General features: G+C 68.2%; 30 protein-coding genes and 7 pseudogenes. 15 read left to right on the forward strand and 22 right to left on the reverse strand.

Features of this window, described 5'->3' with window-relative positions:
• Nucleotides 1–78: 78 nt before the first annotated feature.
• The 3 genes from FNV62_RS06770 to FNV62_RS06780 form a co-directional block, all read right to left on the reverse strand.
• Nucleotides 79–471, reverse strand: coding sequence for an ester cyclase (locus FNV62_RS06770; protein WP_097283084.1), 393 nt, complete (start codon nt 469–471; stop codon nt 79–81).
• A gap of 119 nt (nt 472–590) precedes the next feature.
• A complete protein-coding gene (locus tag FNV62_RS06775; protein WP_143607160.1) occupies nt 591–1,244 on the reverse strand; it encodes an NADPH-dependent F420 reductase in 654 nt (217 codons plus the stop codon).
• 12 nt (nt 1,245–1,256) lie between these two features.
• Nucleotides 1,257–1,997 (reverse strand): SDR family NAD(P)-dependent oxidoreductase, encoded by a 741-nt coding sequence (locus FNV62_RS06780; RefSeq protein WP_143614271.1) that lies wholly within the window; start codon nt 1,995–1,997, stop codon nt 1,257–1,259.
• 92 nt (nt 1,998–2,089) lie between these two features.
• On the opposite strand from FNV62_RS06780, the gene FNV62_RS06785 reads away from it, so the two are divergent.
• Nucleotides 2,090–2,698, forward strand: coding sequence for a TetR/AcrR family transcriptional regulator (locus FNV62_RS06785; protein ID WP_097288738.1), 609 nt, complete (start codon nt 2,090–2,092; stop codon nt 2,696–2,698).
• 196 nt (nt 2,699–2,894) lie between these two features.
• On the opposite strand, the pseudogene FNV62_RS55455 reads toward FNV62_RS06785, so the two are convergent.
• Both FNV62_RS55455 and FNV62_RS06790 read right to left on the reverse strand, forming a co-directional pair.
• Nucleotides 2,895–3,116, reverse strand: a pseudogene (locus tag FNV62_RS55455) (cysteine hydrolase); the annotation flags it as partial.
• Nucleotides 3,117–3,129: 13 nt separating this feature from the next.
• Complete coding sequence (locus FNV62_RS06790; RefSeq protein ID WP_143614273.1) at nt 3,130–3,828, reverse strand: LuxR C-terminal-related transcriptional regulator; 699 nt, start codon at nt 3,826–3,828, stop codon at nt 3,130–3,132.
• A 260-nt stretch (nt 3,829–4,088) separates the two neighbouring features.
• On the opposite strand from FNV62_RS06790, the gene FNV62_RS06795 reads away from it, so the two are divergent.
• Together FNV62_RS06795 and FNV62_RS06800 are read left to right on the forward strand one after the other, a co-directional pair.
• Nucleotides 4,089–4,466 (forward strand): MerR family transcriptional regulator, encoded by a 378-nt coding sequence (locus FNV62_RS06795; RefSeq protein ID WP_143614275.1) that lies wholly within the window; start codon nt 4,089–4,091, stop codon nt 4,464–4,466.
• A gap of 94 nt (nt 4,467–4,560) precedes the next feature.
• Nucleotides 4,561–4,737 (forward strand): annotated as a pseudogene (locus FNV62_RS06800) (IS66 family transposase); the annotation flags it as partial.
• 38 nt (nt 4,738–4,775) lie between these two features.
• On the opposite strand, the gene FNV62_RS57930 reads toward FNV62_RS06800, so the two are convergent.
• The 3 genes from FNV62_RS57930 to FNV62_RS06815 all read right to left on the reverse strand — a co-directional run bounded on the left by FNV62_RS57930 (nt 4,776) and on the right by FNV62_RS06815 (nt 6,717).
• Nucleotides 4,776–5,144, reverse strand: a complete 369-nt coding sequence (locus FNV62_RS57930) for a nuclear transport factor 2 family protein (RefSeq protein ID WP_205522901.1) — start codon at nt 5,142–5,144, stop codon at nt 4,776–4,778.
• Nucleotides 5,145–5,222: 78 nt separating this feature from the next.
• On the reverse strand, nt 5,223–5,627 hold the full coding sequence (locus tag FNV62_RS06810) for a Dabb family protein (protein WP_143614279.1): 405 nt from the start codon (nt 5,625–5,627) through the stop codon (nt 5,223–5,225).
• A 175-nt stretch (nt 5,628–5,802) separates the two neighbouring features.
• The gene (locus FNV62_RS06815) at nt 5,803–6,717 is read right to left on the reverse strand and encodes an NAD-dependent epimerase/dehydratase family protein (protein WP_143614281.1); all 915 of its coding nucleotides are present in this window, start codon (nt 6,715–6,717) and stop codon (nt 5,803–5,805) included.
• Nucleotides 6,718–7,060: 343 nt separating this feature from the next.
• Here FNV62_RS06815 and FNV62_RS06820 point away from each other — a divergent pair.
• Both FNV62_RS06820 and FNV62_RS06825 read left to right on the forward strand, forming a co-directional pair.
• Nucleotides 7,061–7,597: pseudogene (locus FNV62_RS06820) on the forward strand (transposase); the annotation flags it as partial.
• Nucleotides 7,598–7,609: 12 nt separating this feature from the next.
• Nucleotides 7,610–7,927, forward strand: a pseudogene (locus FNV62_RS06825) (hypothetical protein); the annotation flags it as partial.
• A gap of 224 nt (nt 7,928–8,151) precedes the next feature.
• Here FNV62_RS06825 and FNV62_RS06830 read toward each other — a convergent pair.
• The 4 genes from FNV62_RS06830 to FNV62_RS06845 form a co-directional block, all read right to left on the reverse strand.
• Nucleotides 8,152–8,592, reverse strand: coding sequence for a DUF11 domain-containing protein (locus FNV62_RS06830; protein WP_143614283.1), 441 nt, complete (start codon nt 8,590–8,592; stop codon nt 8,152–8,154).
• Nucleotides 8,593–8,787: 195 nt separating this feature from the next.
• Nucleotides 8,788–9,462, reverse strand: a complete 675-nt coding sequence (locus tag FNV62_RS06835; RefSeq protein WP_144314844.1) for a class I SAM-dependent methyltransferase — start codon at nt 9,460–9,462, stop codon at nt 8,788–8,790.
• On the reverse strand, nt 9,459–9,962 hold the full coding sequence (locus FNV62_RS06840) for a hypothetical protein (RefSeq protein ID WP_144314845.1): 504 nt from the start codon (nt 9,960–9,962) through the stop codon (nt 9,459–9,461). The genes FNV62_RS06835 and FNV62_RS06840 overlap by 4 nt, the downstream gene beginning before the upstream one ends.
• A 2-nt stretch (nt 9,963–9,964) precedes the next feature.
• Nucleotides 9,965–11,389, reverse strand: coding sequence for a molybdopterin-dependent oxidoreductase (locus FNV62_RS06845; RefSeq protein WP_144314846.1), 1,425 nt, complete (start codon nt 11,387–11,389; stop codon nt 9,965–9,967).
• 211 nt (nt 11,390–11,600) lie between these two features.
• Between FNV62_RS06845 and FNV62_RS06850 the strand changes: the two genes are divergently transcribed.
• The 3 genes from FNV62_RS06850 (at nt 11,601) to FNV62_RS06860 (ending at nt 14,089) form a co-directional block, all read left to right on the forward strand.
• Nucleotides 11,601–12,044 carry a GtrA family protein gene (locus FNV62_RS06850; protein WP_144314847.1) on the forward strand — a complete coding sequence of 148 codons (444 nt, stop codon included), beginning with the start codon at nt 11,601–11,603 and terminating at the stop codon, nt 12,042–12,044.
• Nucleotides 12,045–12,389: 345 nt separating this feature from the next.
• Nucleotides 12,390–13,667 (forward strand): FAD-dependent oxidoreductase, encoded by a 1,278-nt coding sequence (locus tag FNV62_RS06855; RefSeq protein ID WP_225900184.1) that lies wholly within the window; start codon nt 12,390–12,392, stop codon nt 13,665–13,667.
• A 236-nt stretch (nt 13,668–13,903) separates the two neighbouring features.
• On the forward strand, nt 13,904–14,089 hold the full coding sequence (locus tag FNV62_RS06860) for a hypothetical protein (RefSeq protein WP_164657618.1): 186 nt from the start codon (nt 13,904–13,906) through the stop codon (nt 14,087–14,089).
• Between the two features lie 289 nt (nt 14,090–14,378).
• Here the strand turns inward: FNV62_RS06860 and FNV62_RS06865 are convergent, their stop codons facing one another.
• Both FNV62_RS06865 and FNV62_RS06870 read right to left on the reverse strand, forming a co-directional pair.
• The gene (locus tag FNV62_RS06865; RefSeq protein ID WP_144314849.1) at nt 14,379–14,753 is read right to left on the reverse strand and encodes a hypothetical protein; all 375 of its coding nucleotides are present in this window, start codon (nt 14,751–14,753) and stop codon (nt 14,379–14,381) included.
• Nucleotides 14,754–15,065: 312 nt separating this feature from the next.
• On the reverse strand, nt 15,066–15,953 hold the full coding sequence (locus FNV62_RS06870) for a helix-turn-helix transcriptional regulator (RefSeq protein WP_144314851.1): 888 nt from the start codon (nt 15,951–15,953) through the stop codon (nt 15,066–15,068).
• Nucleotides 15,954–16,121: 168 nt separating this feature from the next.
• Here FNV62_RS06870 and FNV62_RS06875 point away from each other — a divergent pair, with 168 nt between their 5' ends.
• The gene (locus tag FNV62_RS06875; protein WP_054237249.1) at nt 16,122–16,337 is read left to right on the forward strand and encodes a tautomerase family protein; all 216 of its coding nucleotides are present in this window, start codon (nt 16,122–16,124) and stop codon (nt 16,335–16,337) included.
• A gap of 135 nt (nt 16,338–16,472) precedes the next feature.
• Here the strand turns inward: FNV62_RS06875 and FNV62_RS55465 are convergent, their stop codons facing one another.
• Together FNV62_RS55465 and FNV62_RS55470 are read right to left on the reverse strand one after the other, a co-directional pair.
• On the reverse strand, nt 16,473–16,859 hold the full coding sequence (locus FNV62_RS55465; protein ID WP_413083915.1) for a TM2 domain-containing protein: 387 nt from the start codon (nt 16,857–16,859) through the stop codon (nt 16,473–16,475).
• Nucleotides 16,833–17,609: pseudogene (locus FNV62_RS55470) on the reverse strand (MMPL family transporter); the annotation flags it as partial. The gene FNV62_RS55465 and the pseudogene FNV62_RS55470, both read right to left, overlap by 27 nt.
• Before the next feature lie 47 nt (nt 17,610–17,656).
• Between FNV62_RS55470 and FNV62_RS06885 the strand changes: the two are divergent.
• Together FNV62_RS06885 and FNV62_RS06890 are read left to right on the forward strand one after the other, a co-directional pair.
• A complete protein-coding gene (locus tag FNV62_RS06885; protein WP_240363945.1) occupies nt 17,657–18,700 on the forward strand; it encodes a sensor histidine kinase in 1,044 nt (347 codons plus the stop codon).
• Nucleotides 18,685–19,329, forward strand: a complete 645-nt coding sequence (locus FNV62_RS06890; RefSeq protein ID WP_144314853.1) for a LuxR C-terminal-related transcriptional regulator — start codon at nt 18,685–18,687, stop codon at nt 19,327–19,329. The genes FNV62_RS06885 and FNV62_RS06890 overlap by 16 nt, the downstream gene beginning before the upstream one ends.
• Before the next feature lie 30 nt (nt 19,330–19,359).
• On the opposite strand, the gene FNV62_RS06895 is transcribed toward FNV62_RS06890, so the two are convergent.
• From FNV62_RS06895 to FNV62_RS06905, 3 genes and pseudogenes are all read right to left on the reverse strand, one after another.
• Entirely contained in the window at nt 19,360–19,533 is a 174-nt protein-coding gene (locus tag FNV62_RS06895; protein ID WP_164657619.1) for a hypothetical protein, read from the reverse strand.
• A gap of 106 nt (nt 19,534–19,639) precedes the next feature.
• On the reverse strand, nt 19,640–20,014 hold the full coding sequence (locus tag FNV62_RS06900; RefSeq protein ID WP_097283165.1) for a hypothetical protein: 375 nt from the start codon (nt 20,012–20,014) through the stop codon (nt 19,640–19,642).
• Nucleotides 20,015–20,030: 16 nt separating this feature from the next.
• A pseudogene (locus tag FNV62_RS06905) lies at nt 20,031–20,384 on the reverse strand (zinc ribbon domain-containing protein); the annotation flags it as partial.
• 28 nt (nt 20,385–20,412) lie between these two features.
• On the opposite strand from FNV62_RS06905, the gene FNV62_RS06910 reads away from it, so the two are divergent.
• Complete coding sequence (locus FNV62_RS06910) at nt 20,413–21,849, forward strand: recombinase family protein (RefSeq protein WP_143614303.1); 1,437 nt, start codon at nt 20,413–20,415, stop codon at nt 21,847–21,849.
• Between the two features lie 453 nt (nt 21,850–22,302).
• Nucleotides 22,303–23,025, forward strand: a complete 723-nt coding sequence (locus tag FNV62_RS06915; RefSeq protein WP_143614307.1) for an SMI1/KNR4 family protein — start codon at nt 22,303–22,305, stop codon at nt 23,023–23,025.
• 592 nt (nt 23,026–23,617) lie between these two features.
• On the opposite strand, the gene FNV62_RS06920 is transcribed toward FNV62_RS06915, so the two are convergent.
• Nucleotides 23,618–23,845: a hypothetical protein gene (locus FNV62_RS06920; RefSeq protein ID WP_143614309.1), complete on the reverse strand. Its 228-nt coding sequence runs from the start codon at nt 23,843–23,845 to the stop codon at nt 23,618–23,620.
• A complete protein-coding gene (locus FNV62_RS06925) occupies nt 23,842–24,204 on the reverse strand; it encodes a hypothetical protein (protein WP_225900185.1) in 363 nt (120 codons plus the stop codon). The genes FNV62_RS06920 and FNV62_RS06925 overlap by 4 nt, the downstream gene beginning before the upstream one ends.
• A gap of 318 nt (nt 24,205–24,522) precedes the next feature.
• Between FNV62_RS06925 and FNV62_RS06930 the strand changes: the two genes are divergently transcribed.
• Together FNV62_RS06930 and FNV62_RS06935 are read left to right on the forward strand one after the other, a co-directional pair.
• Complete coding sequence (locus FNV62_RS06930) at nt 24,523–25,239, forward strand: DUF5919 domain-containing protein (protein WP_318658460.1); 717 nt, start codon at nt 24,523–24,525, stop codon at nt 25,237–25,239.
• Nucleotides 25,232–25,699 (forward strand): NUDIX hydrolase, encoded by a 468-nt coding sequence (locus tag FNV62_RS06935; protein WP_143614313.1) that lies wholly within the window; start codon nt 25,232–25,234, stop codon nt 25,697–25,699. The genes FNV62_RS06930 and FNV62_RS06935 overlap by 8 nt, the downstream gene beginning before the upstream one ends.
• 45 nt (nt 25,700–25,744) lie before the next feature.
• On the opposite strand, the pseudogene FNV62_RS06940 reads toward FNV62_RS06935, so the two are convergent.
• Nucleotides 25,745–26,659 (reverse strand): annotated as a pseudogene (locus tag FNV62_RS06940) (RNA-guided endonuclease InsQ/TnpB family protein); the annotation flags it as partial.
• Nucleotides 26,660–26,663: the final 4 nt, after the last annotated feature.

Below are 26,663 nucleotides of genomic sequence, written 5' to 3' on the forward strand. Positions count from 1 at the left end.
TCCTCGCAAGTGAAGTGCCCGAGCGGGCCGTTCTCGGTATGCGGACATGTCTAAGTGGGGCAGGCGCGAACTTGCAGGTCAGCCGGTCAGCTGCCGGCGCAGTTCACCGGCGTCGTGCAGGGCGGTCATGTGCACGAACCGCCCGTCGCGGACCTGGTAGATGGCGTACTCGACGATCTCGAACGAGGCGCCGGTGGGAGCCACGCCGAGCCAGGGCTTCACGGGGGTGCCGGTGTTGACCAGGCGCGCAGCCAGACGGTCACCGTCGAAGAGCAGCTCCTGCAACTCCCAGTGCAGGTCCGGTACCGCGTCTACGTCCTGCCGTTGCACGGCCAGGAGGTCGTCGCGGGTGGCGGGCTCCCCGTTCAACGTGGTCCGGTCGTTGATGAATGCGTCCATGCCATCGAATTGGTGGGCGTTGAGCGCTTCGAGGTAGCGCCGGTAGAACGTGCGCAGATCACTGTCGGACATGTGAGGGGCCTTTCTGTGGGGTGGCTCCGGATCGGGGCCGCGCGTGGAGGGTCAGAGCGGGCATGCCGCCGCGGCCGCGCCGGACGGCCGCGGCTGCGGCGGGGGCCCGGCGGTCAGCGTCACGTCGGAGCAAGGCGCTGTGCTCGGCTCAGGTTGGCGATGAGCTCGTCGCGCGTTTGGTGCGCCAGCGCGGTCCAGGCGGGTTGACCGGGGGCCGTGCGCCACGAGGCGCTCAATGGACTGTTGTTGACGGTGTCGAAGCCGAACTGGTCGTAGAGCCGGGTCACGAGGTCGGCGGCGTCGGGGAAGTTGCTGGAGGTCGGAAGCGCCAGCCGGTCGGGGGCGCCCGCGGGGCGGCCGGCGGTGGTGATGCGGGGAGCTTGGATATGGGTGAATGCCTGGACGACCCGGGAGGCGGGCAGGTGCTCCTGGCGCAGCTCGAGTACGGTCGTCTCGCCGGAGTCGATGCGGGCGAAGTGACCGTCGCGCCAGATCATGTAGTTGTTCGTATCCAATACGATCTTGCCGGCGAGGGCGTCGACCGGCAGGTTGTTGACCGCTTTCAGCGGGACGGCCACGACAGCGAAATCGCCGGCGGCTGCAGCGTCCGCAGCGCGGGCGGCCCGCGCGGACGGGCCGAGTTCCGCGACCAGATGCTGCAGGGTTTCCGGTCCGCGCGAGTTGGCGATCACGATGCTGTAGCCGTGGGCCAGGGCCGCCCGGGCGATCTGGCTGCCGACCTCGCCGGCGCCGATGATCCCGATGGTGGGCATGGGGTCCGCCTCTCAGATCTGGTTCAGGCCGCCGTCGACGTACAGGCTCGAACCGGTGATGAAGCTGCTCTGCTCGGATGCCAGGAAGGCCACGGCAGCGGCCACCTCCTCCGGGCGCCCGAGCCGACCCAGCGGCACCCGCGTCACCAGGTGCTGCTTGAACCGTTCCGGGTCGGGGGTCAGCCCCGCCAGGGCGGGGGTGTCGGTCGGGCCGGGGGTGAGGGTGTTGACCCGGATGCCGCGTCCCCTGAGTTCGTTTGCCCAGGTCCGGGCGAACGAGCGCGTGGCGGCCTTGGTCGCCGCGTACACGCCGAGCTCCGCATCGCCGACGTCCCCGTTGGTCGAGCCGTTCACGATCACCGAGGCGCCGTCGTTGAGCAGCGGCAGGGCCTTTTGGACGGTGAACAGCAGGCCACGGACGTTGATGCCGAACAGGGTGTCGAAGTGCTCCTCGGTGACCTGCTCCAGCGGAGCGAGCGCGGCGACGGCGGCATTCGCGAACAGCACGTCCAGCCCCCCGCCCCGGCTGCGGATGGTGGCGTAGAGCCGATCCAGGTCGTCCAGGTTCGCGATGTCGCCGGTCACCGGAGTGGCCGCAGGACCGATCAGGTCGACGGCCGCGTCGAGTTCGGTCGCGCGCCGGCCGGTGATGAAGACGTGCGCGCCTTCCGCTGCCAGCCGGACCGCACTGGCCAGGCCGATGCCGGCGCTGCCCCCGGTGACGAGAGCGCTCTTTCCGTCGAGCAGTCCCATGTGTGCCGCCCCTTCCATTTCTGCAGCAGTCGCTACAGAAGTGGACCGTAGCACTTCTGCAGCGAACACTGCGGAAGGGGTAGGGTGTGGGGGTGGAGACGAAACCGACCGGCCCGATCGGCCGACCGCGAGGATTCGACGCCGACGCCGCCCTTGAGCGCGCCATGCTGGTGTTCTGGCAGCATGGCTACGAGGGGGCCAGCACCGCCGGCCTGACGCACGCGATGGGGATCTCCACCACCAGCATGTACGCCGCGTTCGGCAACAAGGAGCAGCTCTTCCGCAAGGTGCTGGAGCGCTACACCGACGGCCCGAGCGCCTACCTGGCCCAGGCCCTGGAGCAGCCGACCGCCCTTGGCGTCGCCACCGCCATCCTGGCCGGCACCGTGCGCACCACCACCCGCCCGGCCCACCCCCACGGCTGCCTGGGCGTCCAGGGGGCCCTGACCACCAGCGACTCCGGCCAGGACGTCCGCGCCCTCCTCGTCGACTGGCGCACCGCCGGATACACCCGCATCCGCGAGCGGTTCCGGCGCGCCGTCGATGACGGCGATCTGCCCCCGCAGACCGACCCCGGCCTCCTGGCCCGCTACCTCACCACCCTCGCCTACGGCATCGCCGTCCAAGCCGCGAGCGGCGTCGCCCGCGACGACTTGCAGGAGCTGGCCGACGCCGCCTTGCGCCACTGGCCCCTGTCCTGACACCGGCGTGGCTGCGGGGGGGCCGTGCCGTGCGGGCCTGGCGGGTGATCATCTCTCGGCGGCGTGATGGGCAACTTCCCGGGTTGTCGAGCACCGGCTCGTGGCGCGGCGGTGCGGATGCGCGACGGCGACCTGCGCAAATGCTCCGGCCGGGGTGGACGCGCCGGTGCAGTACGGGCCCCGGCTGACCGCGGTGGTGGTATATCTGCACCCCGTCCGCTCGCTCCAGCTCCTTCATGAGCCGGACATGGCCGAGGGCCGGGTCGAAGACGTCGCCGGTGCCGGGCCCGGAGTGCAGCACCCACACCACCAGGTCCCCGGCCTGGCGCGACAGTCGGACCAGGCGGTTCGCCTGCTCGACGATCTTCAGGTCGGAGGCGGTCCCCCACAGCGGTCGACCAGCTGGAGGCCGCGGCAGGACTTCGGGCCGTTCAGGCGGCCGGCCGCACCAGCCCCGATTCGTAGGCGAAGACCACCGCCTGGACACGGGCGCGGGCTCCGATCTTGGCGAGGATGCTGCTGACGTGGGCCTTGACGGTGGTCGTGGCGATGGACAGCCGCGCAGCGATCTCGGCGTTGGACCAGCCGGAGGCGACGGCGGTGAGCACGACACGCTCCCGCTCGGTGAGCGTGCCGATCCCGACTTCCCGCTCGGCAGGGAGCGCGGGTTGCAACTGTCGGACGGTGTCGATGAGAGCGCGGGTCAGGCCGGGGGTGATGACGGCGCCTCCGGCGGCCACGACACGGATGGCCGCGGTCAGTTCGCCGGGGGTGGCGTCGTGGAGAAGGAATCCACCGGCACCGGCGCGCAGGGCGGCGTAGGCGCGCTGCTCGTGGCTGGCGGGGGTCAGGATCAGCACGCGTGGGCCGTTCCCTTGCGTTCTGGAGAGTTCGGGGGTCCAGGGGAGGGTGGGAGGCCGTGTGATGCGGCGGATGGTCTCGGTGCCGTCCGAGTCGGAAATGTGGCTGTCCATCACCACGACGTCGGGGCACAGTGCGGCGCTCATGCGGACCGCCTCGGCCCCGCTCGAGGCCTCGCCGACGACAGTCAGGCCGGGCTCCTCCGCCAGGAGCATGCGCAGTCCGCGGCGCTGCAAGGACTGCTCATTGACAATGAGTACGGAGGTCATGGTGGGCGTTCTCTCAACGGGAAGCGGATTATCGGCGCGGGCAGTGATCGCTGCGAGTGGGTGTGTGCTCAGCCATCGCCCACCCCCTCTGAACGAAACGGTTTCGTTCACCTTGGGTTTCAGGCTAACGCTGCGGTTATCGAAACTGCATCGTTTCTCTTGTCGGCTGGGTCGCATCGTCGCCGGGTGCTGCCGCGCACTCAGTCGGCACCGAGGGCTCGGTGGATGGCGGTGAGTGTCGCGCTGCCAGGGCTGTGTGCGTGCCGCATCGCGATGGCCACCCCTCAGGTCCACCACGTGGTGCATCTCCGCGCCAGGTGCGGTTCTACGAGGCAAAGAGCTTGATCACCTCGACCCGCGGGCCCAACAACTACCGCGACTACAGCGAAGCAGCCCTGGGCCGCGTCCAGCAGATCCGAGAACTGCTCAACGCGGGCCTGTCGACGCAGGCAATCCGCGCGATCCTTCCCTGCCTGCAATCACCGCGCGATCCGATCGCCTTCAAAGGCGTCACATCCGAGACGGTGGCGGCTCTCGAACGAGAGCGTGACGGTCTGACCGAGCGCATCGACATCCTGGCCCACAACCGTCACGCGATCGCCGACTACCTGACCGAGCTCCAAAAGCGCGCGGAGTGAGCCGCCGCGAGCTGTGATTTCCCCTGTGTTCGAGACGGGGGTGTGAAGCGGGCGATGGCGTGGTGCCGGTCCGCTCGGTCGCTGTTTTCCGTTCGAAAACAACGCCGCCGAACGGGAAGTCCGCATGTTCAAATTCCGGCAGAAGATCTCCGGTGGCATGCGGACCCTGACCGGCGCGGAACACTTCTGCCATCTGCGTTCTTACCTCGCCACCGCCACCAAATGCGGCATCAATCTGCTCGACGCGCTCGTCCAATTGGCATCCGGCTGACCGTGGGTACCCACGATCAACTGACCTGATTAGTTACCTTAGGATGAGACGGGCGGGACCGGACTCACATAGAAACGAGTCCAATTTATCCGACCGTCGCGGACGGTCATTACTACAGGTCCGACCAAGAGAGCGGGTAGTCCCTCGATAGAAGTTCCACTCATTTCCCATTCGGACCACGCCTCGGACCCCGAAACCGCTGTCCGCAGAACTCTTGCTTTCAGATCGGGTACTCGGGTAAATATCAAGGACCAGTTCATCAGCACCTGCTCCCGCCCAGTAAAACTTTCTGCAGGACGGTGCGGCACCTCCGCCGCGTAGTCGGCAGTGAAGCAGTCGGCGACTCGTTGCGCTGTATGCGAATTGATGGCGTCACAAAGGCGATCTACCGCGTCAATTAGGTGCACAGAAATACTCCTTCTCGCTGCTCTACGGTGATTGCGTCACGACCTGACCGGCAGGTGCCGCCGGTCGTGACGTGCTGGCTAGTCGTTCGCGCCGGCGCCGCGAAAGTCTGGGACGTCCGAAAGCATGCCGGGAATCTCCGGGTTCAGGGCGCTGCGGCGGCGGTGCAGTTCTTCGATTTTCGCGTACAGGTCAGGGTCATCGTCGTCGCTGATGTCGAAGATGTCGAGGCGTTCGAGCAGCGCCAGGCCCAGATGGTCAGTCCCGATAGTCGCGGGGTGGGTCAGGTACTCGTAGAGGCCGTCGAGGTCCTCAACGACGAACACACAGCTGTAGTCGAATTCCCCGCCGAGATCGCGGCCAACCATGAAAGACTTCACGGCCGGGTTGGACCGTCCTTGGTTGCGCCAACTTTCCAATGCAGCCTCGATTTGCTCGGGGGTGACTTCGGCCTTAGCCTTCGCGCGGTTGATGTGGTAGATCATGGCTACTCCTGTCGTTGTTTCTCACTGCCGAATAGGGATGCCTTTCACGACACAGTCCAGATGGTGGGCCTCATCGCAGGATTGACTCAAATGCGATAAGGGCCGATTCACCGGACGTGTCATGACGAAGCGCAGTGCCGGAATCGCTGCTTGCTGTCGAAATCGGGAGGCGGGATCAAGCCGCCGCCGCGCTCACCTGATTATTGATAATGATGTCCAGGTCGGTGGCGGTGAGGCCGAAGGTGTCAGCTGTTTTTGAGGCGTCCATGAGGAACGGCGAGTACCACTGATAGTCCATTTCGGCCATTTCACGGGCTGTCGGCACAAAAAGCCCAGCTGTGCGCATTGCCGCGCGTGGCATCGGGATCAGCTTGACCGGGGGCCGACCTGCAGCGGCGGCGTAGCGCCGCGCCAGTTCACGGATGCTGATGGCCGGTGGCGACGGCACATGCCACGCCTGACCCCACGCACGCTCATCGTTTCCAAGTGCGACCAGGGCCTGAGCCATGTCTCCGTTGAAGGTGAAGGTATGTGGCGCATCCAGATCGGCAGGCACCCAGGCTGCTCGGCCCGCCTTCATTGCCGGCTCAATGATTATGGAATACAGGCCATTCGAGTCCCTACCGATGTAGTCGGACCCGCGAACCTCCACGGTGCGGATTCCGGCGTTAAGGGCCTGCTCCCACAGCCGTTTACGGAGACGGCCTTTAGGCCCAGTGGCGGCCATGGGGGTGTATTCGTTCATCATGCCGCCAGGCTGCGGGCCGTAAGCGTACATGCTGCCAGTAATTGCCAGCACGGCCCTGTTTGCTTTCGCGGCTGTGATGACCGCATTCTGTATGGGCGGCAACAGCCGTTCCCACATTGTGTAGGAAGGCGGGTTCGCACAGTGATAGATCACCTTTGCGCCGCGAGACAGTTCGGTCAAGCGGCCCGGGTCGGAAGCATCCGCGGCGACCCGTTCGACCTTCGGATACTCCGGGCCCGAGCCGCTGCGCGTGACAATGCGGACGCTTTCACCGCGGTCAGCGAGCAGGCGAGCGACATTCGTGCCGATGGAACCGGCACCGATAACGACATGCATGGCCATGATGGGCTCTTTCATATAGATGGGCGTCCCGGGCTCGTTAAAGACTCAGAACAAAGTTCATCGATGGCCGTTGTGGAAACTAATCGGCCTGAGCTTTAGCCGCAGGGCAGACCTCGGATCGGCAGTTCTTCACGCTGCCGTATGCGGCCGCCTGTCAGTGAGCTAAGGGCTCGTATCAATCTCGTCGTCCGTCTTCGTACTTGGTCACCGGTGGTGTCGCACGAGTCGTGACGCTAGCCGGGCCTCGCTGCTATTTGGCAGAGATAGATTTTTCTAACACTGTCAGGTACCACCTCAGATCTTGTGACTGGTGATCGGTGCTGACCGTTGTCCGGTCATGCTGATGGATGTGAGGGTGGAGCGCGTTGAGGGATGGGCAGAGGAACTGGCTGCCCTGACGGGCGGGTTGGGGCAGCTGTTCGTCCGGCAGGAGCCGCAGGAGGTGTTCGCCGATCTGATCGAGGGGCTACTGTCTGACCTGGGCCGGAAGAACGGCTGGACGATGGCAGGGCGAGCCGGGCATGCCACCCCACACCGGATCCAGAAGTTTCTGGGCGAGGCGTCCTGGAGCGCGAACGGACTGCTGGCCGAGGTGCAGGCTTACGCGGCACGGGAGTTGGGGGATCCGAGCGCGACGCTGGTGCTGGACGACACCCAGGTGATCAAGAAGGGTGACAAGTCCGTCGGGGTCGGCCACCAGCACTGCGGGACGACCGGTGACGTCCGCAACTGCCAAGTCATGGTGATGCTCACCTATGCCGCCGCGAGTGGCCACACCTTCTACGACCGGCGTCTGTACCTGCCGCAGTCCTGGACCGGCGATCGCGAGCCGGGCGGCCGGAGTCCCCGACGAGGTCGCCTTCGCCACCAAGCCGTAGCTGGGCATCGCCATGCTGCAGGGCGCGGTGGCCGGTGGGCTGCCGTTCTCTTGGATGGCTGCCGACGCGGACTACGGCAAGGACCCCGCTCTGCACTGATCGCAACCTCCCGCGCCCGGCACGGCACGGCCGAACATCTGGCCTTCCTCCCCGGCATCACCGTCCTGGACCTGGCCGCCGCCCGGGCCCTCGCACGGCAGGAGACCTGAGCCGCGGCGCACAGCCAGTACGCGGCGCAGCCCACCCCGGACCGCCCCGACGGCGCGATCATCGCCACCACCGCCCCGCACCAGTGGGCCGGCGAACCGGTCCGGGTACTGGACCGCACCCCTCTGAGCACAGCATCAGACAGCTCTGCGGCGCTGCCGGATCCGGCAGCGCCGCAGTCTCTTACCGGGCGGCGTCCCGTCCGGCGCGCGTCTGGCGGCCGGTGTCACCCGGTGGGCTTGCCTTCCCTCCTTCGCACCTTCCAGACCGGCGTCTACGGTCGGCGAACGCGTACGGACATGGGCACACGCGGGTGAGTGGGATGAGGAATTGGGAGACGGCGCTGTTTTCAGCGCCGCCCGTCCGTGCTGCCGATGGCGGGGCTCTGTCCAGGTGCGGGTTCCCGCCAGGTCACGCGTCCCTTGATCTGGACGCTGCCAGAGGAGCCCTCTGGCACCTGAGCGACGAGCTCGCCTTCGCGCCTGCCGCCGGCGGCGAGGCTGCCATAGCGGCACGTGGTGGTCTGGGTCCCGGCTTCGCACGGCGCACTGACGCGGATGACCTTCAGCGCCGGTGTCAGCTGGTGAACCAACACGACGTTGTCGGCGTCCCCGTCACCGGTGTTGACGAGTGTCCAATGCCAGGTGACGGTCTCGCCGTCTTCGGAGATCTCAGGCGAGCTGTAGGCGTACTCGACTTTCGTGACGGCCGCGGAAGCGCCAGACGCCAGGGTGGTGGGACTGATGAGGGCGGTGGCCGCGAGAACGAGGAGCCAGATCCTGGACCGCATTGTTTCCTGCTTTCATCCGAAGGCCGCGCCGTCCTAGCGCGGTGCCCCCTCTAACCGCACGAGGGCGGGGAACGAAACGCCCTGCAACCTGCCGACCGGTGCACCACGGCGTTCTCCTCTGGGCCCGGCGCCGCAGCCCGGCGGCGAACTGGTGCCACCCATCCAGACCGCGGCAACCGGATCGCCGATCCCCCATCAGCTGGGACGCCCCCGGGCAGTGCACTGAGGGCTGAGCGCAAGGAAGTTCCGGTGATCGCTCCGCCACTCGTCGGTGACGCCGAGGCCGAGTTCTGGCGCGATGCGGCGGAGCGCCGGAGCGCCCAGACGTGCCCAGGGAAACGGTGGACCCCGATGGCCATGGGTGTCTTCCACCCATGCGGTACAGCGCTCTGCCACGTCGATCTGCTCGACCTCGACGAGCAGGACACCCGTCGGTGCGATGAGCTGCGTACACCGTCGGAGCAGGGCCCGGGGGTCGCCGCCGATACCGATGTTCCCGTCGGCCAGCAGGAGGGTTTGCCAGGCTCCCTCGCCAGGAAGGGGGGCGAACACCGACCGGCACAGTGCCGTCCCACCGAGAGCGATAGTGCAGGCGACCGCCCGCGGGGCAACGTCGATACCGACGGCGAAGATGCTCTGGTGCAGGAGTGCCCTGCACAGCCGGCCCGGTCCGCAGCCGACGTCCAGAACGGGACCGGCGCAGCGCTCCAGCAGGGTTTCGTCGGCCCTCGTGGGCTGTGCGTACCAGCGGTGCACCGGCAACCAGGTCCACCGTCCGTCCGTCAGCCGTAGGTACACCGGCCCGCCGCCGGTCCGCAGGGCCAGTGCGTAGGGGTCCCGGCGTGCGGGTCGGTTCTCCTCGGTCGTCACGGGGGGTCGTCACGATCGGGCGGTGGACGTTCCTCGTCGGCGCGGGCGGCCAGGAGGACGCGGCGCAGTCTGAGTGCGAAGGCCAGCGCCGAGGCACCGAAAAGCACACCGGTGATCGCCAGCCATCGGCCGAGGTAGACGCTGTCGGACAGCCCGGTGTCTCCGGGGTAGGGGACCGCGAGGCGGAAGATAAGGGGGAACCAGACCAGCAGGAGCAGACCTGACAGGAAGGTGGGGACGCGCAGATAGTTGATCCATGGCACCGTCGGGCTGTCGGCGGCACGGTGACGGAGTACGTAGAGGGCCGAGAGGTCGGCCAGCGAGTACAGGGGCAGCAGGATCAGGTCGTGCAGGATCGCCGCCCCCACGAACCAGATCGCCACCTCCCAAGGCTGGACCGCGAACAGGCGCACCATGGCGTAGCCGGTGAGCGCGAACGAGGCGATCAGGACGAGAAGGTGCAGGGGGCCGGAGCCGTACCAGCGGATAAATCGTGCCATGGTCACGCCCTGAAGGTGAGCCGGTGGACCCACTTGGTGTTGTTCACGCCGGGGTTGGCCGGGACGATGATGCGGGCCGGGTATCCGTGGTCGAGCGAGAGATGTGCGCCGTTGACGCGCAGGGCGAGCAGCGCTCGGGGGTCGTGGATCTGGTTGCCCCGCAGCACCACCCTGGTGAAGGGGCCGGGGGGTTGAATCGACTGGACCAAGACGCTTCCTGCATCGGGCATACCGGCCATGGCGGCGAGGTCGGCCAGCCGGAGACCGCTCCAGTGCTGGTCGTCGGTCGACCATCCCTCCACGCAGGCGATCGGGAGTGCGGCGGCGTGCTGGGGCATGGCCAGGAGCTGCTCGCGGGTGAAGACCTGTGGCGCTCCGCGCCCGTGGACCTCCAGTCGCCAGGTGGGGCCGACGAGTGCGGGGGTGACGCCCACTTTCGCCGCCGTCTTGTTGATCTGGAAGGCGTTCGGGCCACTGCCGGGGTCGCGGTTGTGCGGTGCGAGGAGCGCGGTGGCGCGCATCCAGCCGCCGATGCTCTGTCCGGCGGTCACGACGAGGAGGAGCAAAGATCCCGCTCCCACCATGCCCACCGCGCCGCGGCGGGTCATCGTCGGTGGGGCGGGGGCGGCCGCCACCAGGCCGTCGGGGTCGGGTGGTTCGGGCACGGTGCGGGCGAGGTCGGTGCGCAGTTCGGTACTCAGGCTGCGCGAGCGCAGGGCGCGGGTCATCCGGCCGAGTTTGAGGCACACGTGGACGACGAAGGCGGCGATGAACACCCAGGCGCCGTAGAAGTGCAGGCGGTAGAACGAGCCCGGGAAGACGTAGTAGAGCTGGATGTTGATGATCCCCGTGACGAATTCGAAGATGACGCCGCCGACCAGCAGCAGCAGGGACAGCCGCTCGAGTCCGTGGGCGACGGAACGCACGGGCAGCCATTCGAACAGCTTCGGGATCACCGACCACAGCTTGGCCAGCAGCACCGGCACCAGGACCACACCCAGCGTCACGTGCACGCCCTGGAGCAGCCGGTACAGCCAGTAGGGGTGTGTGGGCCAGCTGAAGAGATAGAAACCCAGCACGCCCTTGTCGGGAGTCTCGTCATTGAGGGGGCTCAGCCCTGGGTTGTAGGAGGCGTAGGAGAGCAGCCCGGTGACGAACAGCAGCGGGATGCCGATCAGCAGCACCAGGCCGAACACCGACGTCAGCCAGGGCCCGCGGATCGGACTGCGCCAGAACCCAGGACGGAACGGACCCGGTGGCGGGGGAATCTGACCGATCCGCCGCGCTGTCGCCCGGGTACGAACGGTCGCAGCTCCCAGAGCCGCCTCCGCGCGCTCACGCCACGCCCGCGTGCGCTCTCCGGCCGATCCCCGGCGTTGCGACCCACCGGACGGTGCCGGCCCCGACGGCCGTCCGCCACTTTCCATCGGCCCTCGCCTCCAGTCGCTCAGCGGCCCCAACGACGGGGCGGTTCCATGTGTGGCCCCGGCCTGACGGACAAGACATTCACAAGCTGACACACACCAGGCCGGCTGACCGGGCCTGAGGTGCAAGCGGGTGTCTGTCACCAGCCGAACGGTCGAACCACTGCTTCAGGCAGTCCCCCAGATCCCCCGTGCCCCGGGTCATGATGGAAAGGTGCGACGCCCCAGCGCGCGGCACAGCGCCTCCGACCGGCCCGGCCACGCCACCCTGACCAGACAGGCCGGCTGGTTCGCCGTGATCGGCGTCGCCTCCACAGCGGGTCAGGCCCTGCTGTACTGGGGGCTGCGCCACTGGTCGCCTCCTCTCGTGGCCAATCTCGCCTCGCTCGGCGTCGTCACCGTCCTCAACACCGAGGCGAACCGACGGCTGACCTTCCGCGGCTCTCCGGTCCGTGCCGTCCGGGCACACCTGGTGGCAGGCGTCCTGTTCGTCCTTGCGTACCTGGTCACATCCGGAGCAGTCCTGCTCTTCCGCCACTACCGGCCCAGCGCCTCACCTGCACGCGAGACTCTGGTGCTGGTACCCAGCTTCGCCCTGGTGACCGTGGTGCGCTTCACCCTGCTGCGACTGGTCATTGGCGGAGGCCACCGGCGCTGATGTCCTCACACATACGTGCCGGCACACCGTTAGGAGACCCCGCGAGTGAGAGCCCGCCGCCGGTTGGTGGTCGGCGGTTCGGGCGTTCGGCCCAGCGGTGAGTCGTCGGGCTGTGGCGGTCCCCAACTCACGTGCACAGCCACCCGGGGAAGGGGCCTGTGACACGCGATGCCCCGGCCTTGTCCGATAGGTAAGTTTTTGGGCAACGTGTTCCCATACCGCATGCGAATGGCGCGGAGGCGGGCACACTGACGCGGAGGGGGGCGGCATACCAGGCCGGGGGCCGGTGAGCCGCCGCTGGCCGCGTGAGCCTTGGGGGCGCCGCCGTGGCGGTGGGGGGATGAGTTGACGCACTCGATTTCCGGGCAGCGCCGTGCCGAAAACGGCCCGTACTCCGGCCTGAGGGGCGGGCCGGTGGTGGTGGTCGGCGCCGGTCCGTACGGACTGTCGGTGGCCGCGCATCTGCGGGCGGCCGGGGTGCCGGTGCGGGTCTTCGGCGAGGTCATGGGCAGTTGGCGGCATGCGATGGCGACCGGGATGTTCCTGAAGTCGACGCCCGCGGCGACGGATCTGTCCGCCCCGGTTCCGGGGGGCCGGTTGGCGGACTTCTGCCGGGAGACGGGTGAGCCGGAGCTCACGGAGTTGACGCCGATCCCGTGCGAGACCTTCGTGCGCTACGGGATGTGGTTCACCCAGCGATACGTAGGCACGGTTGAGTCGGCCCGGATCACGGCGGTGGAACAGGACGGGGCGGGCTTCTGCGTCCGTCTGGAGGGCGGCGAGGAGATCGAGACCGCGGCCGTGGTGGTGGCCACCGGCCTGGCCACGCTCGCGCACCTCCCGGACATACTGCTCTCGCTGGCGCCGGGCGGGCCGGGGCTCAAGGCGGCGCTGTCCCACACAAGCCAGCACACCGACCTGTCCCGGTACGCCGGGCGGCGCGTCGCGGTGGTCGGGGGCGGCCAGTCGGCGCTGGAGAGTGCCGCGCTGCTTCACGAGGCCGGCGCCGACGTCGAGGTGTTGGTGCGTGCCTCCCAGGTGCGTTGGGGCGAGCGCCCTCAGCTGCGGCGGCCGTGGACGCGGCGGCTGGCCCAGCCGGCTTCCCCGCTGGGCACCGGCTGGATCCTGGCCGCAGTCTGCCGCGCTCCTGGCACCGTTCGACCCCTGCCGGCCGCCGCACGGATGCAGCTGTTCCGGCGCGCCCTCGGCCCCTCGGGCGGCTGGTGGCTACGTGAGCGCGTCGAAGGCGTCGTTCCCGTCCGCACCGCCTGCCGCGTCGAGCAGGCGCGGCTGGCTGGGGACGAGGTGCAGCTGCGCCTCGGCGGCAGGGGCAATGGGCTGGCCGAACTGGTCGTCGACCACGTGCTGGCCGCCACCGGCTACCGACTCGACGTGGACGCCCTGCCCTTCCTTACGCCGCCGGTGCGCCAGGCGGTGGCCCGCGTGCCCGGGGTGCAAGCACCGCGCCTGTCAGTCGCGTTCGAGTCCAGCGTGCCGGGGCTGTACTTCACCGGCTCTCTGGCCGCGCCCACGTTCGGGCCCATGCTGCGCTTCGTGGCCGGCACCGAGTTCGCCGCCCGGCGGATCACCGAGCGGCTGGTGCGTCAGGATCTGCGCCGTTGACCGCCCGCACCGGAGTCCCCGCACGCGTATCCGATGGGCCTGTTGTACGCGGCGAACGGGGGCGGGACTGGCCGTAGGCGAGAGTGTCGTGACCGTACGGCGTCAGACGGGCCGCCCACCGCACGGGCCGACCCTCCAGAGCCGACAACTCCGCGCGGTCCTCCCGGCAGGCAAGCTCCACCAGGCCCTGATTCTCCAGGGCGTTCACCTGCTGCTGATGCGGCGGGAGGAGCTCCGTGTCCAGCGTCCAGCCGTGCCCGGCCGCCTGCCCGCGCTCGCACAGCGCCTCCAGCACCGACAACGCCCTCTCCCAACTCCTCATCCCACTCCCCCAGGGTGTGCCCATGAACGCGTGCGCCGACCGTAGACGCCGACACCCGTCCGGACAGCGCCAGGGCGGGGAAGGCAAGCCCACCGGGTGACACCGGCCGCCTCAGACGCGCCGGGCGGGACACCACCCGGTAAATCACTGTGGTTCCGCAGGGTCCGGCGGTACCGCAGTCGTCTGATGTTGTGCTCAGGGCGTGAGGTTCCCCCACGGCCTTCGTACCGGTCAAGTGCCTCTTTGGTCGGAGCACAGGGTCAGACGAAGGCCGTGTTCACGTCCGGGGAATCCCCGTTCGGGCGATCATGTTCGGGGCATCGTTCGAGGCCGTCATGGGATCAGCCCCGCGCCGCTTGGACGTTCGGCGGACAGCGGAGGATAAGTGGTTAACCAGATCGCTGGGCGCTTGGGCCGAGGTCGCGTCCGTCCAGAACTTCAATGTCGGTGATAGTGGTCCGGGAGGGATGCATGCTCAGCCAGATGACGTCCATGCCATCGCGTTCGAGTTGGATCATCGAGGAACCCGACGAACCGTGCGGCGCGGTCAGCAGGTTGATGCAAGTTGCGGTACAGGTGCACGGGCCGTAGTAGGGCAGGTCAGCGACCGCCTCAGCCAGCGGTTCACCCTCAGCACGCAGCAGTTCAGCGATTTCGGAAGCAAGTGCCGGGAACGCATCCGCCAGCTGTGGGTACAGCCCATCTTTCACCACGGCACCGTACATGTGACAGGCCATGAGAAGCTCCACGGGTTCAAAGAGCAAGCTAAAGAAGCTGTATATCGACCGCTCAGCACGGACGCACGGCAATGAGGAGCGGGCGCGAGGCTTCAGCGGAGCCAAGTGCGCCCGGACAGTGGGGACTTGGCCCCTCCATGCCGTCGGGCCGGTCCAGACGCGGGTGTCCGTCCGCGGGCTCCCACGAGACGAGCCGCTGGCCGCCGTCGATGTCCTGGTGCCGCTCCAAGGTCATCCGCGCCTGGCTGCGGGAGCGGGGAATCGACCACACCACGCCCGAGCGGGCCGACCGGATCCGCAACCGTCTCCGCCGCGGGTTCCGGGACCGGCCATCCACCTTCAGTCCGCGTGGACGCCGCCTTCGGTGCGGGAGGCGGCCTCGGTCGCCGCCATGTCCTGCGTGCCGATGACGCCGAGCAGCTCAAGCTGAGCGGCGCCCTCGGTACCGGGCGGGGCCGTGAACCACAGGAGGCGCTGGCGGCCGTCCTCGCTGAACAGACTGTGGCAGTCCAACTCGATGACGCCCAGCGCGGGGTGCACGATGCGCTTGTGATCGGTGCGGCGCAGGCCGACGTCGTGGGCGTCCCACAGGGCAGCGAACTCCGCGCTGCGCCGCCGTAGCGCGGCCGTCATCCCGGCGACCTCGGTGTCGCGGCCGCGGCGGGCGGCGACTGCCTGGAGGTCGGCGACGAAGACCCGTGAGTGGTGCGGATGGTCCTCGGGCGGGTAGACCGCGCGGGCGGCCGGATCGGTGAACCAGCGGTACGCGAAGCCGGTGGCGGGGCCGCGCGGCTCCGGAGCCCGGCCCAGCAGTGCCACGGCCAGCTCGTTCTGGACGAGGGTCTCGTGCAGGTCCGTGATGACCTGGGCCGGGGTGGTGGCCAGCCGGTCCAACAGCCCGAGCAGGCCGGGCTGGACGTGCCGCGTGCTTGCGCCGTGCGCCGATGCGGGCAGCGGCCGGTCGGCCAGATGGAACAGGTGGTCGCGCTGGTCGCCGCCCAGCCGCAGCGCCCGGGCGAGGGCGGCCAGCGTCTGGGACGAGGGCTGGGCGCCGCGTCCGCGCTCCAGCTCCGTGTAGTAGTCGGCCGACAGGCCCGCCAGTTGCGCGACCTCCTCGCGCCGCAGGCCGGGCACCCTGCGCCGGGGCCCGGCGGGCAGGCCGACGTCGGCCGGCCGGATCCGATCACGCCGGGACCTGAGGAACGCCGCAAGCTCGGGAAGGTTCACCCGCTCATCGTCGCCTCTCCGTCGGTGTCCGAGCCAGGGGCTGGTGACCCCTGGGTGGGCTCAGCCCTGGCCGGAGCAGGTGACTCGGACGGATGGTTGCCCCATCGGGGTCGACCTCCTGCTCGTTGTGAGCAGCTCCGGCGCCCCCGCACAAAGAGAGAGAGCACCATGCCGTTCGCGAATTTCAAGGTCCCCGCCGGCGCCCTCACCGCAGAGCAGAAGGAGCAGATCATCACCCGCACCACCGACCTGTACGCCGAGATCTTCGGCGACGGCGCCCGGGCCACCACCCTCGTACTGGTCGAAGAGGTCGCCGACGCCGGATGGGGCATCGGCGGCGGTGTCCTGACGCTTGCCAAGATCCAGCAGACGCCGCAGGAGTGACGGCCCGGCCGGTCGCCGCCCGCGGCCCCACCGACGAGAAGAGCACCTTCGGGCAGCTCCTCGACAGCATCCAAGCCCCCTCCCCCGCCGACGCGGCCTGAGCCGGGCCTCTCCGCCTGTCGGCGAATCCGTCGGTCAGTGGACGGGGTCGTTCAGGGCCGGGGCGTCGGCCCGGGGTGCGACGTCCTGCTGCGCGATGCGGGCGTTCGCACTCCGGACCTGGTGGGGCAGGGTGAACGCGTCGGCCAGCCAGCCCAGCCCGCAGATGCCGAGGGTGCACAGGTGCAGCAGCCCACGGCCGGTCCTGCCGAGATAGAAGTGGTGCATGCCGAACAGACCGAGGAAGAACCACCAGAGGTAGGCCACAGCGACCGACTTCGCCGGGCGCGGCGTGCTGTCCTGTCGCAGCGGCGGCTCGGGCCGAGCCGACGGCGGCACCACCGCCGGTCGGCTCGCGGTCGTCGCCACACCCGTGCGGTGAAGACCCGCCGTCCGCTCCACCCTAGCGGCCCTCGCGGGCACGGGGACGACGGGCACCGGGACGACGGGCACGGGTTCGCGGGAGGGTGCGCCCTCGATCGACACGCGCGGCAGGATCCGCTCCAGCCAGGCGGGCAGCCACCAGTTCGCCCGTCCCAGCAGGTGCATCAGCGAGGGAACCAGCACGGTGCGCAGGACGAAGGCGTCGATCGCGACGGCCGCGGCCAGTCCCACGCCGTACTCGGCGATGACCCGTTGGCCGCCGAAGACGAAGGCCGTGAACGCGCAGATCATGATCAGGGCGGCGGCGTTGATCAGCCGGCCGGTCTCGGCCTGGCCGATCCGGATGGCGCGGTGGTCGTCGCGGGTGTGCTCCCACTCCTCGTGCATCCGGCTGACCAGGAAGACCTGGTAGTCCATGGAGAGGCCGAAGAGGATGGCCAGCATGATCACCGGAAGCTCGGCCTCCACCGGCCCGGCCTTCCCCAGGCCCAGGAGTTCGGAGCCCCATCCCCACTGGAACACGGCGACGACGACTCCGAAGGACGCGGCCGAGGCGAGCAGGTTCATCACGGCGGCGGTCAGCGGCACCAGGACGCTGCGGAAGGCGACCATCAGCAGCAGGCAGCCGAGTGCGACGATCACCCCGAGGAACAGCGGCAGCTTGCCCGCCAGCAGGTCGGCCAGGTCACCGGAGGCAGCGGTCGTGCCACCGACGTAGACCGTCAGACCGCTTCCCCGCTCCGCGGCGGGGACGACGTCCTCGCGCAGGTGGGTGATCAGGGCGCTCGTGGCCCGACCTGCACCGCCAGTCGGCCGCCGACCGACTCGGCGAACCGGTGGCCCGGCCCTACTTGCCGACACCCGACGGCGGTTGGCCGATGCGGCTGCGGGCGATCCTGCGCGACCCGGCGACCTGGCGGGACTGGGCCTGGCTGGTGGCCAACTCGATCACCGGGTGGTTCACCTACGGGCTGTCGTTCCTGTTCTTCCTCTGCGGCGTCTTCTACCTGAGCTATCCGCTGCTGTACACGCTGACCCCTCCTCAGGTGTTCCGTACGCCACTGGGCAACAGCTTTCGACTCCACAGCGTCCAGGAATCGTTCGCGCTGGTTCCGCTGGGCCCGGTGTTCTTCCAGCTCTGGTACACCACCGCCGAGCGGCTGGCGAACCTCAACGCCCTGGTGATCCGCTCCCTGCTGGCGCCCACCGCGCAGAAACAACTACGGGCCCGTGTCGCGCAATTGGCCGCCTCACGGGCCGAGACCGTCGACACCCAGGCGGGCGAACTGCGCCGGATCGAAAGGGACCTGCACGACGGCGCACAGGCCCGACTGGTGTCGCTGGGCATGAGCCTGGGCCTGGCCGAACAACTCCTGCCCGGCGATCCACAGGCCGTCCAGCAGCTGCTGGCCGAGGCCCACGGATCGACCGCAGGCGCCCTGGCCGAACTCCGGGACCTGGTACGCGGCATCCATCCGCCGGTGCTCGCGGACCGCGGCCTGGACGGCGCCCTGCAGGCCCTGGCCCTGGCCAACCCGATACCCACGACGGTGATCACACGCCTGCCTGGACGGTTGCCCGCGCCGGTCGAGTCCGCGGCCTACTTCGCCGTCGCCGAGGCCCTGGCGAACGCCATCAAGCACGCCCAAGCCCGGCACATCCAGATCACCGTGGAGTTCACGCCCCACCCGGGCACGACGGCGGGGTTGCTGACGATGCGGGTGTCGGACGACGGCCGCGGGGGCGCCCGTCCCGACGGCGGCACCGGCCTTCGGGGCATCGCGCGTCGCCTGGCGGCCTTCGACGGCACCCTGACCGCCGACAGTCCGCCCGGCGGACCCACCGAGATAAGGATGTCGCTGCCGTGCGCATCGTCATAGCCGAAGACCTCGCCCTGCTCCGAGAAGGCCTAATCAGGATCTTCCAGGCCAACGGCTTCGAGGTCGTCGACGCCGTCGACAACGGCCCTTCCCTGATCAGGGCGCTGACGACCCACCGGCCCGACGTCGCAGTCGTCGACGTGCGGCTGCCCCCGACCTTCACCGACGAGGGCTTGCGCTCCGTGATCGACGTACGCAAGCAGATCCCCGGCCTGCCCATCGTGGTGCTCTCCCAGTACGTCGAGCAGCTGTACGCCAGGGAACTGATGTCGGACCGCGCCGGGGCGATGGGCTACCTGCTGAAGGACCGGGTGCTGGACGTCGGCCAGTTCGTCGCAGGCGTCCGGCAGGTCGCCGCCGGTAGTACGGTCATGGATCCCGACGTGGTCGGCGCCCTCCTCACCCACCGCTCGGCAGACCCTCTCCTACTGGAGCTGACCCCGCGTGAGCACCAGGTGCTCTCACTGATGGCCCAGGGCCGCTCCAACGCCGCCATCGCCGGCCGGATGTTCGTCAGCGAGAAGACCGTCAGCAAGCACAGCTACAACATCTTCACCAAACTCGGACTCGAACCGTCCGAGGACGACAACCGCCGGATCCTGGCAGTACTCGCCTACCTGGAAGGCTGAGCCGCCATCACCGTCCGCCACCGAAGCCGCCTACGTGCCGATCCGGACCCGGACCAGGGCGATGCTCCAGGAAACGACCTGGTCGAGCGGCGCGGCCGACGAGGGGAACTCCTGCTCGCCAGAACATGTGAGTATCAGCTCCAGTGCCTCGACCAGGGCTGCCGCAGTTCGCCCGCAGCCGGTCACCGGCAGGAAGAGACTCACGAACCACCCTCTCAGAGGCCAAGGGCCGCCGAGCTTTTGGCAGCCGGAACCCTCCCGCAGACTCTGAGTCCTCACCGGGCGTTCAGCACCCGGTCCGTTCAAGCAGTCAGCCCACGGGCGAAGTGGCGAAGTCGTGCCAGGACGCGGCCGCACGGCTGGTCTGCTTGAGCAGCCTGGCCGGTTCGGGCGGGGCAGGCCAGAACTGCAGCAGATACCGGTCATCCGTCTGAGGCTCGTCGTCCTCCCGGACGTTCTGACTCCTGCCGGCGTCCATACCGGTGGCAGAGTAACGCACGCGGTAGTCGCGCACCTCCAGTCCCAACTCCCACCACTTCTTCCAATTCCACTGCCGCAGCTTCGTCTCCTCGGACACCGGCCGGAACGGGACCTCGACGATCTCCTCCCACGTCTCGTCCAGCACAGGCCGGCTGTCGTGCAGCTCGGCGGTGAAGCCGACGCCACCGATGTGCAGACCGGTCATTGACGTGCTCCCTGGCCTAAAGTCCAGGGATTCCGGCCTGGGTCGTCTGACCCTTCCGGGGGCTTCCTGCTTCAACGCGCTGTGCCGGGACTTTCGTCCTGGTCTTACCGGCGCTCTGCGAGGCGTTTAGTGTCTCCGCCCGTCCGGCGGCGACGATACGGCGTCCTTCGAAGAGGACGTTGCGGGCTGCGTTGTGGTCGCGGTCGTGCACGATGCCGCACGCGCCGCACGTCCACTCCCGGACGTGCAGGGGCTTGGGACCGTCCCGGAATCCGCAGGCCGAGCAGACCTGAGACGACGGGAAAGCACGGTCCACCCTGGCGAACGTGCGGCCGTGCCTGACCGCCTTGTACTCCAGCATCCTGACGAATGTCAGTGGTCGTTCATACAGTCTAGATATGACTCAAGAGGCGACAACGGCCAGGCAAAGCAACGCAGTTGGTGAGGATGCGGCGATCTACTGCCGGATCTCGCAGGCTGGGGACGACGACCAGACCGGTGTGGACCGTCAGGAACGTATCTGCCGGGAGATGGCGGAGCGGCTGGGGGCGCGGCTGGCGGATGTGTTTGTGGACAACAACCGCTCCGCGTGGCGGCGCAACCGCAAGCGGCCGGGCTGGGACGCGTTACTGGTGCGGATGGGTGAGGGTGCGTACCGGCATGTGATCGTCTACCACCCCGACCGGCTGATGCGGCAGCCCAAGGACCTCGAAGAGCTGCTGACCATCGCGGACGATCAGCACGTGGTGCTGCACGGGCAGGCCAACCGCAAGGACCTGTCGGACCCGGATGACCGGTTCATCCTGCGCATCGAGGTGGCGCACGCCTGCCGTTCGTCCGATGACACCTCCCGCCGCACCCGCTCCGCGCTGGAGGACCGGGCCCGCGCCGGGAAGCCGCACGGCGGACGCCGCTACGGCTACGCCAAGGACGGTTGCACCGTGATCGAGGAGGAGGCCGAGGTCGTCCGGGAGGTCTTCCGTCGCTTCCTGGACGGAGAGACGGCCAGCGCCATAGCCAAGGACCTGCACGCACGGCAGCTCACGACGGCCGAGGGGGCGCAGTGGCAGCCCAACAAGGTCCGCAATCTGCTGTCCGTGCCGTACGTGGCAGGAATCCAGGTGCACCGGGGACAGCGGATCGGCATGGGCGAGTGGCCCGCGCTCATTGATGTGGGCCAGTGGGAGGAGGTCCAGCAGCTCCGCACCTACCGGGCTGCGCACAGCGGCAGGAGCACTGCCGAGCACCGCTACTACCTGCTGCGCGGGGTGGTGATGTGCACCTGTGGCATGCGGATGTCGGGCAGCAGCAACCGGACCAAGCCGATCTACCGGTGCACCCGGGCCGCCGCCTACGGCCAGGAACGCTGCACGCGTGCCATCACCGCCGAGCCGCTCGAAGCCTTCACCCGGGACGTGGCGCTTGAGGTGCTGGAGAAGCTCGACATCACCGGCCGCCAGCCCGCCACCACCACCCGGCCGTCACAGGATGTGGCCGCCGACGAGGACGACGCCGCGCAACTCGCGGAGCTGAATCAGATGTGGCTGTCCAAGGAGATCCCGACTCCGGAATACCGGTCCATGCGCCGCGTCATCGAGGACAGGATCAAGGAGCGGCAGCGCCGCACCGTGCTGCGGCCCGTAGCGGTGCTCGAAGGCATCGTCGGAGCGGACGCACGGAAGAACTGGCGACGCCTGGAGGAGGAGAAGGACTACGCCCGCATGAACGCCGTCTTCCGCTTCCTGTTCGCCGCCGTGATCATCCACCCCACCAGCAAGCGGGGCCAGGGGCTGAACTTCGACCGCATAGAGATCGAGCCCAACCCGCTCGACTAGCCGTCAGTCATCGCTATGAGGGCCGAGGAGTCGTGCGAGCCGTGCCGCACTCTTCGGCCCTATCCGTGCCGGGAACTTCGCCGCCTGTCGTCTGACAGCACGTGTGCGTTGATCGTCATGGGAACGCTGTGCGCGCAACCTGGGTAAGCCTCCGAGGTCGGTGGTGTCGGTGGGCCGCGGCAGTCCATGGCCGTCACTCCTTTCGGTCTTGCTGACGTCACGTCAACTCTGCGGCTACGATGCGACATCCGTCGTCACTCGTCCTTACATGATGGCAGCGAGGTCTGACACAGCGGTCTCAATAACGCCGCCTGAGAGCCCGGCAGCTGCTCGCCCGCCCCGTAAGTAACGGGTTCGAGTCTCATTTGATAGTGCGTGAAACGATCACGAGGCCGGGTTGCTTATGCCTCCCCACGCGGTCGGGTGGTCGAAGGAGGCGGTAGCGTCTTCGGCATGCTGGACGGCCCTGATGTGTCGGTGGTGCTGCGAGGCGGGGTGCAAACTCGCTCCCAGGCCTGGGACTTCGTGCGCTGGTTCGCCGATGCATGGATCGGTTGCCCTCTACGAGTGGAAGACTGTTGCGCCGAGGACGAGTTGGCGGCTGCGGAGGCTGATCTTGGCTTCGAGCTTCCGGCTGCCTTGCGTGAGGGTTTCGAGCTCTTCGGCCAGCGGGACGACCTGACCCGACAGCAGGACCCTCTGGTCCGGCCGACTGGGCTCTACGTCGATGAAGCCTTGAACGGTGTCCTGGTCTTCCGGCGTGAGAACCAGGACTGCGCGTACTGGGGGATTCCGCTGGACGAGATCGAGCACGAGGATCCGCCCGTGGTGGTGGAATCACACGAGGGTTGGATTCCCTTCTTCGATCGAATGTCCCTGGCCTGGGTGGAACTCGTGCTGAGCGAATCGCTCTTCGGAGCGGACAGCCTCTACGACGCCTGCGAGCTCCCGGACGCGCTCGTGCCGAGCCTCCGCACTCGCTATGCGCGGGTGGACCTGCCTGACCATCCGATGTGGGCGAGCAAGGACGACTCGCCGGTGCGCTGGTATGCGGCTCCCGGCCGACTGGTGCGCCGGGACGGCATCGAGGACCAGTCCTGGATTCACGCGCGTGGACGTACGCCTGCCGATCTCGAAACCATTCGTGGAGAGCTCCCTGGGCCGTGGGTCTGCTGATCCAAGCCGAGGCAAGCGGTGTCGAGCATCAACTGAAGCCACAGCGTCAAGCATCAACCGAGACAAGACAACACGACACCGATCGGCATCGGTCGAAACAGCCTTTACTTCCTCAAGGGCGCGCCTACGGCGCGCCGGGGCGCCCAGCCGCCCCGGCCGGGCATGCGGCGTGACCGCCGGTCCCGTCCGGTCGCCGGGCGCCCCCGCACCGCAGCACGCCAGAGGAAGAGAGCGTCGACCAGCCGTCTTGGCCCGGGACGTGGTGGGCTGGGGGTCGACGGCCTCCGAGACTTCAGGCAGCCACCATGGGGCGAGCCTCGAAGAACAGGGGGCCGATCGGGCTATTGCGGGCAGCTCCCAAGAGACTGCCCGATCCGCTGGCGAGCGTAAGGCCCCCTGTTCACTCGCCCCATGGCAGCTCCCGCCCAAAGTCTCTGCGGCCGGCGACGTGCCCACAGCGCGCCATTACCCCAGTCAGGACCAGCCCCCGAAAAACGGAGAGCCCCGCCCGTTGCGCCACCGGGGGAGGACGCACAGGCGGGGCAGCCGACACGCTGAGCGTTGTTGCTCGCCGTCGCTCAGCGGGCCGGGGTCATTCGTCCCGGGTGACGCGGGCGTGGTCGGTCGCGACGCGGCGGAAGAGGTCATGGCCCGTGCGGCCGGTATGACGCAGGCACCAGTCCTGAGCCGTTTCCTGTTCCTCGTGAGGGCCGGATGTCTCGTCGCACCCGGAGGCCACGCAGAAGGCTTCGAAGGTGACTCCGCCGTCCGGTACATGCCGGATCGTGTGGGGCACGTAGCGTAGAACGACGCGGCTCATGCGGATGCCTCAACGGGCCGTGCGGGGTCGTCTTCGTCCTCGTCGTCGATCACGTCAGGGTCATCCCATGCGGGATCGGCCAGGCGTGCGCCCCGGCTCTCCGCGACGCGGTGCACGTCGGTGAGAGCCTCGGTCAGCTGAACGGCCAGCAAGTAGAGTTCACCCGGAGTCCACTTGCGCCCGTCGAGGATTCTCTTGGCTTCCTCGACGAGGTCAGCGGCCAGGCCGAGTTGCACAGCCTCCATGTTGTCCGCGAGGCGCGAGAGATAGCCGCCGGAGCCGTCCCCGGCGAGATAGCACGGCTTGCCTTCCGGACCTGACCACGGCAGGAGCCGCATTACGTTGATGTGTCCGGTCACGCCGACGCCTCCACACCGTGGATCAGGCGCGCGAAGTGGTGGCACCTCGGAGAAAGGAGCCGGGGCCGCAACGGCGACTCGGCGAAGCGGGCGATACCTTGACTCATGTCGACCTGCTCTTTCAGGTTGTCCATGCCCCCGGGCCGTTCGCGCGGTCGCGGGGGTCTTGTCCATCACCACACTTCCGCCCCTGGCGGTGCGTTCCTACTGCGTTCCGCGACCGTTAGGCACGGAGTACGTCTACCGTGTGAAGCGTGCCTAACGTCCCTGGGGGTACCAGTGAATGAGGCTCTGCGCCGTGCGATGCTCCAAGCCCGCATGACAGATCGTCAGTTGGCGGAGAAGTGCGACGTCGATATCAAGACCGTCGGCCGATGGATCACCGAGACGGGGCGGGTTCCCCGTGCCCGTCACCGGTGGGCCGTCTGTGAAGCACTCGGAGAGGACGAGGCGGTGTTGTGGCCAGCAGCCGCGAAGAAGGCGATCAAGGTCGGTCCGGACCGCGAGGTCGTATCCGTCTATCCCTACCGGTCCGGTTGCCCGGCCTCTCTGTGGCGGTCGCTGATCACCAAAGCTGAACGAGAGCTGACCTTCGCGGGGTACACCAACTACTTCCTATGGCTTGAACAGGCCCGGTTCGGCACCGCACTCCGGCGGAAGGCGGCCCAGGGGTGCCGAGTCCGGTTCCTGCTCGGTGACCCCGACAGCGATCTCACGCGGTCGCGTGAGCAGGACGAAGACGTTGCGCTCACACTTTCCACCCGCATCCGCGTGACGCTCGCCGAGCTGGAGAAGATCAGAAGCCAGCCGGGCATCGACGCGAGGTACAGTGACGGACACGCCCACCTGTCCGTGTTCCGCTTCGATGACGACATGATCGTCACGCCCCTGCTGACGCACCGGGTCGGCCACGATGCCCCCACGCTGCATCTGCGTCGGCACCAGGACGACGGCATGTTTGATCGCTTCGCGTCGCACGTTGACGAACTGTGGAACCGGGGCACTCCGGTATGGGAAAGGGAAGCCAATGGCTAGGCGCGACTACGAGGACGATCCCAACGCTCCGGCCGCGAACAGCCTGGTTCCCGCCGCTTCCACGGTCGTTGTCGACGACTCCGGGCGCATCCTCCTCCAGCGCCGCAGTGACAACGGCATGTGGGCCCTGCCCGGAGGCGCCATGAACATCGGAGAGTCGCTACCTGACTGCGCCGTCCGCGAGACCCGCGAAGAGACCGGCTACGACGTAGAGATCACCGGCATCGTCGGCACGTACACCAACCCCCGTCATGTCTTCGCCTACGACGACGGTGAGGTGCGACAGGAGTTCTCCATCTGCTTCCTGGCGCGGCCCGTGGCCGGGCAACTGGCGGTGTCCGAGGAATCCACGGATGTTCGCTGGTTCCTGTCCGAAGAGGTCGACGCGCTTCCGATGCTCCCCAGCATCCGCAAGCGCGTGAACGACTGGCGCGACGGCGACATGCCCGCAGCCCGGTAGCCGGAAGAGGCGGTGACACGACACACCCCTCCCGAAGCCAAGACTGTATGAACGACCGTTGACGAACGCGGACCATCCCGCGTCATGCACGGACTTGGCGAGCCGGGTGCGGCCGAGAGCGGACACCGCGAGGTCTTCCACATACACCGCTTGGCTGTCGCGGATGATCTGTGTGGAAGCCTTGTGGTGGAAGTCCCGGCGCCGGTCCGCCACCCTGGCGTGCTGGCGGGCGACCTTGATACGGGCCTTGGCCGTGTTCTTCGAACCCCTGGCCTTGCGGGACAGCTCCCGCTGAAGGCGCTTGAGCTTCTTCTCCGCCCGGCGCAGGAAGCGGGGGCTGTCGATCTTCCGGCCGTCGGACAGAACCGCGAAGGCGGACAGGCCGAGGTCGATACCGGACTCCGCCTCCAGCCCGGGGAGGATGTCCGGCTCGGTGTCGACGACGAAGCTGAGGAAGTACCGGCCACAGCTGTCCTTGGTGACAGTCAGGGACGTGGGCACGGCCGGTAGCCGACGGGACCACTCGACCTTGAGGTTGCCGACCTTGGCCACGTATACCGTGCCGTCCTCCTGAAGACAGAAGGCGTTGGTGTTGAGGCGGATCGACTGACGGGTGTCCTTCTTCGACTTGTACCGGGGCGGCCCCACCTTCCGGCCCTGCCGCTTGCCGTTGATCGAGTCGAAGAAGTTCTTGTAGGCGGTATCCAGGTCCCGGAGGGACTGTTGCAGGACGACCGCTGACACGTCGGCGAGCCAGGCCCGTTCCTCGGTGCGCTTGGCCTGGGTAATACGAAGCCGGGACAACTGGGCCGACTTCACATACGGCAGCCCCGCTGCGTGCGCTTCCTTGCGGTCGCGCAAGCAGTCGTTCCACACCACGCGGGCACACCCGAACGCCTGAGCCAGCGCACGACGCTGGGCGGCATCCGGGCAGGCCCGGTAGTTGTAGCGGAGCTGCACAACC

It is taken from the genome of Streptomyces sp. RLB3-17 (assembly GCF_007113425.2).
Taxonomy (GTDB): Bacteria; Actinomycetota; Actinomycetes; order Streptomycetales; family Streptomycetaceae; genus Streptomyces; species Streptomyces mirabilis_D.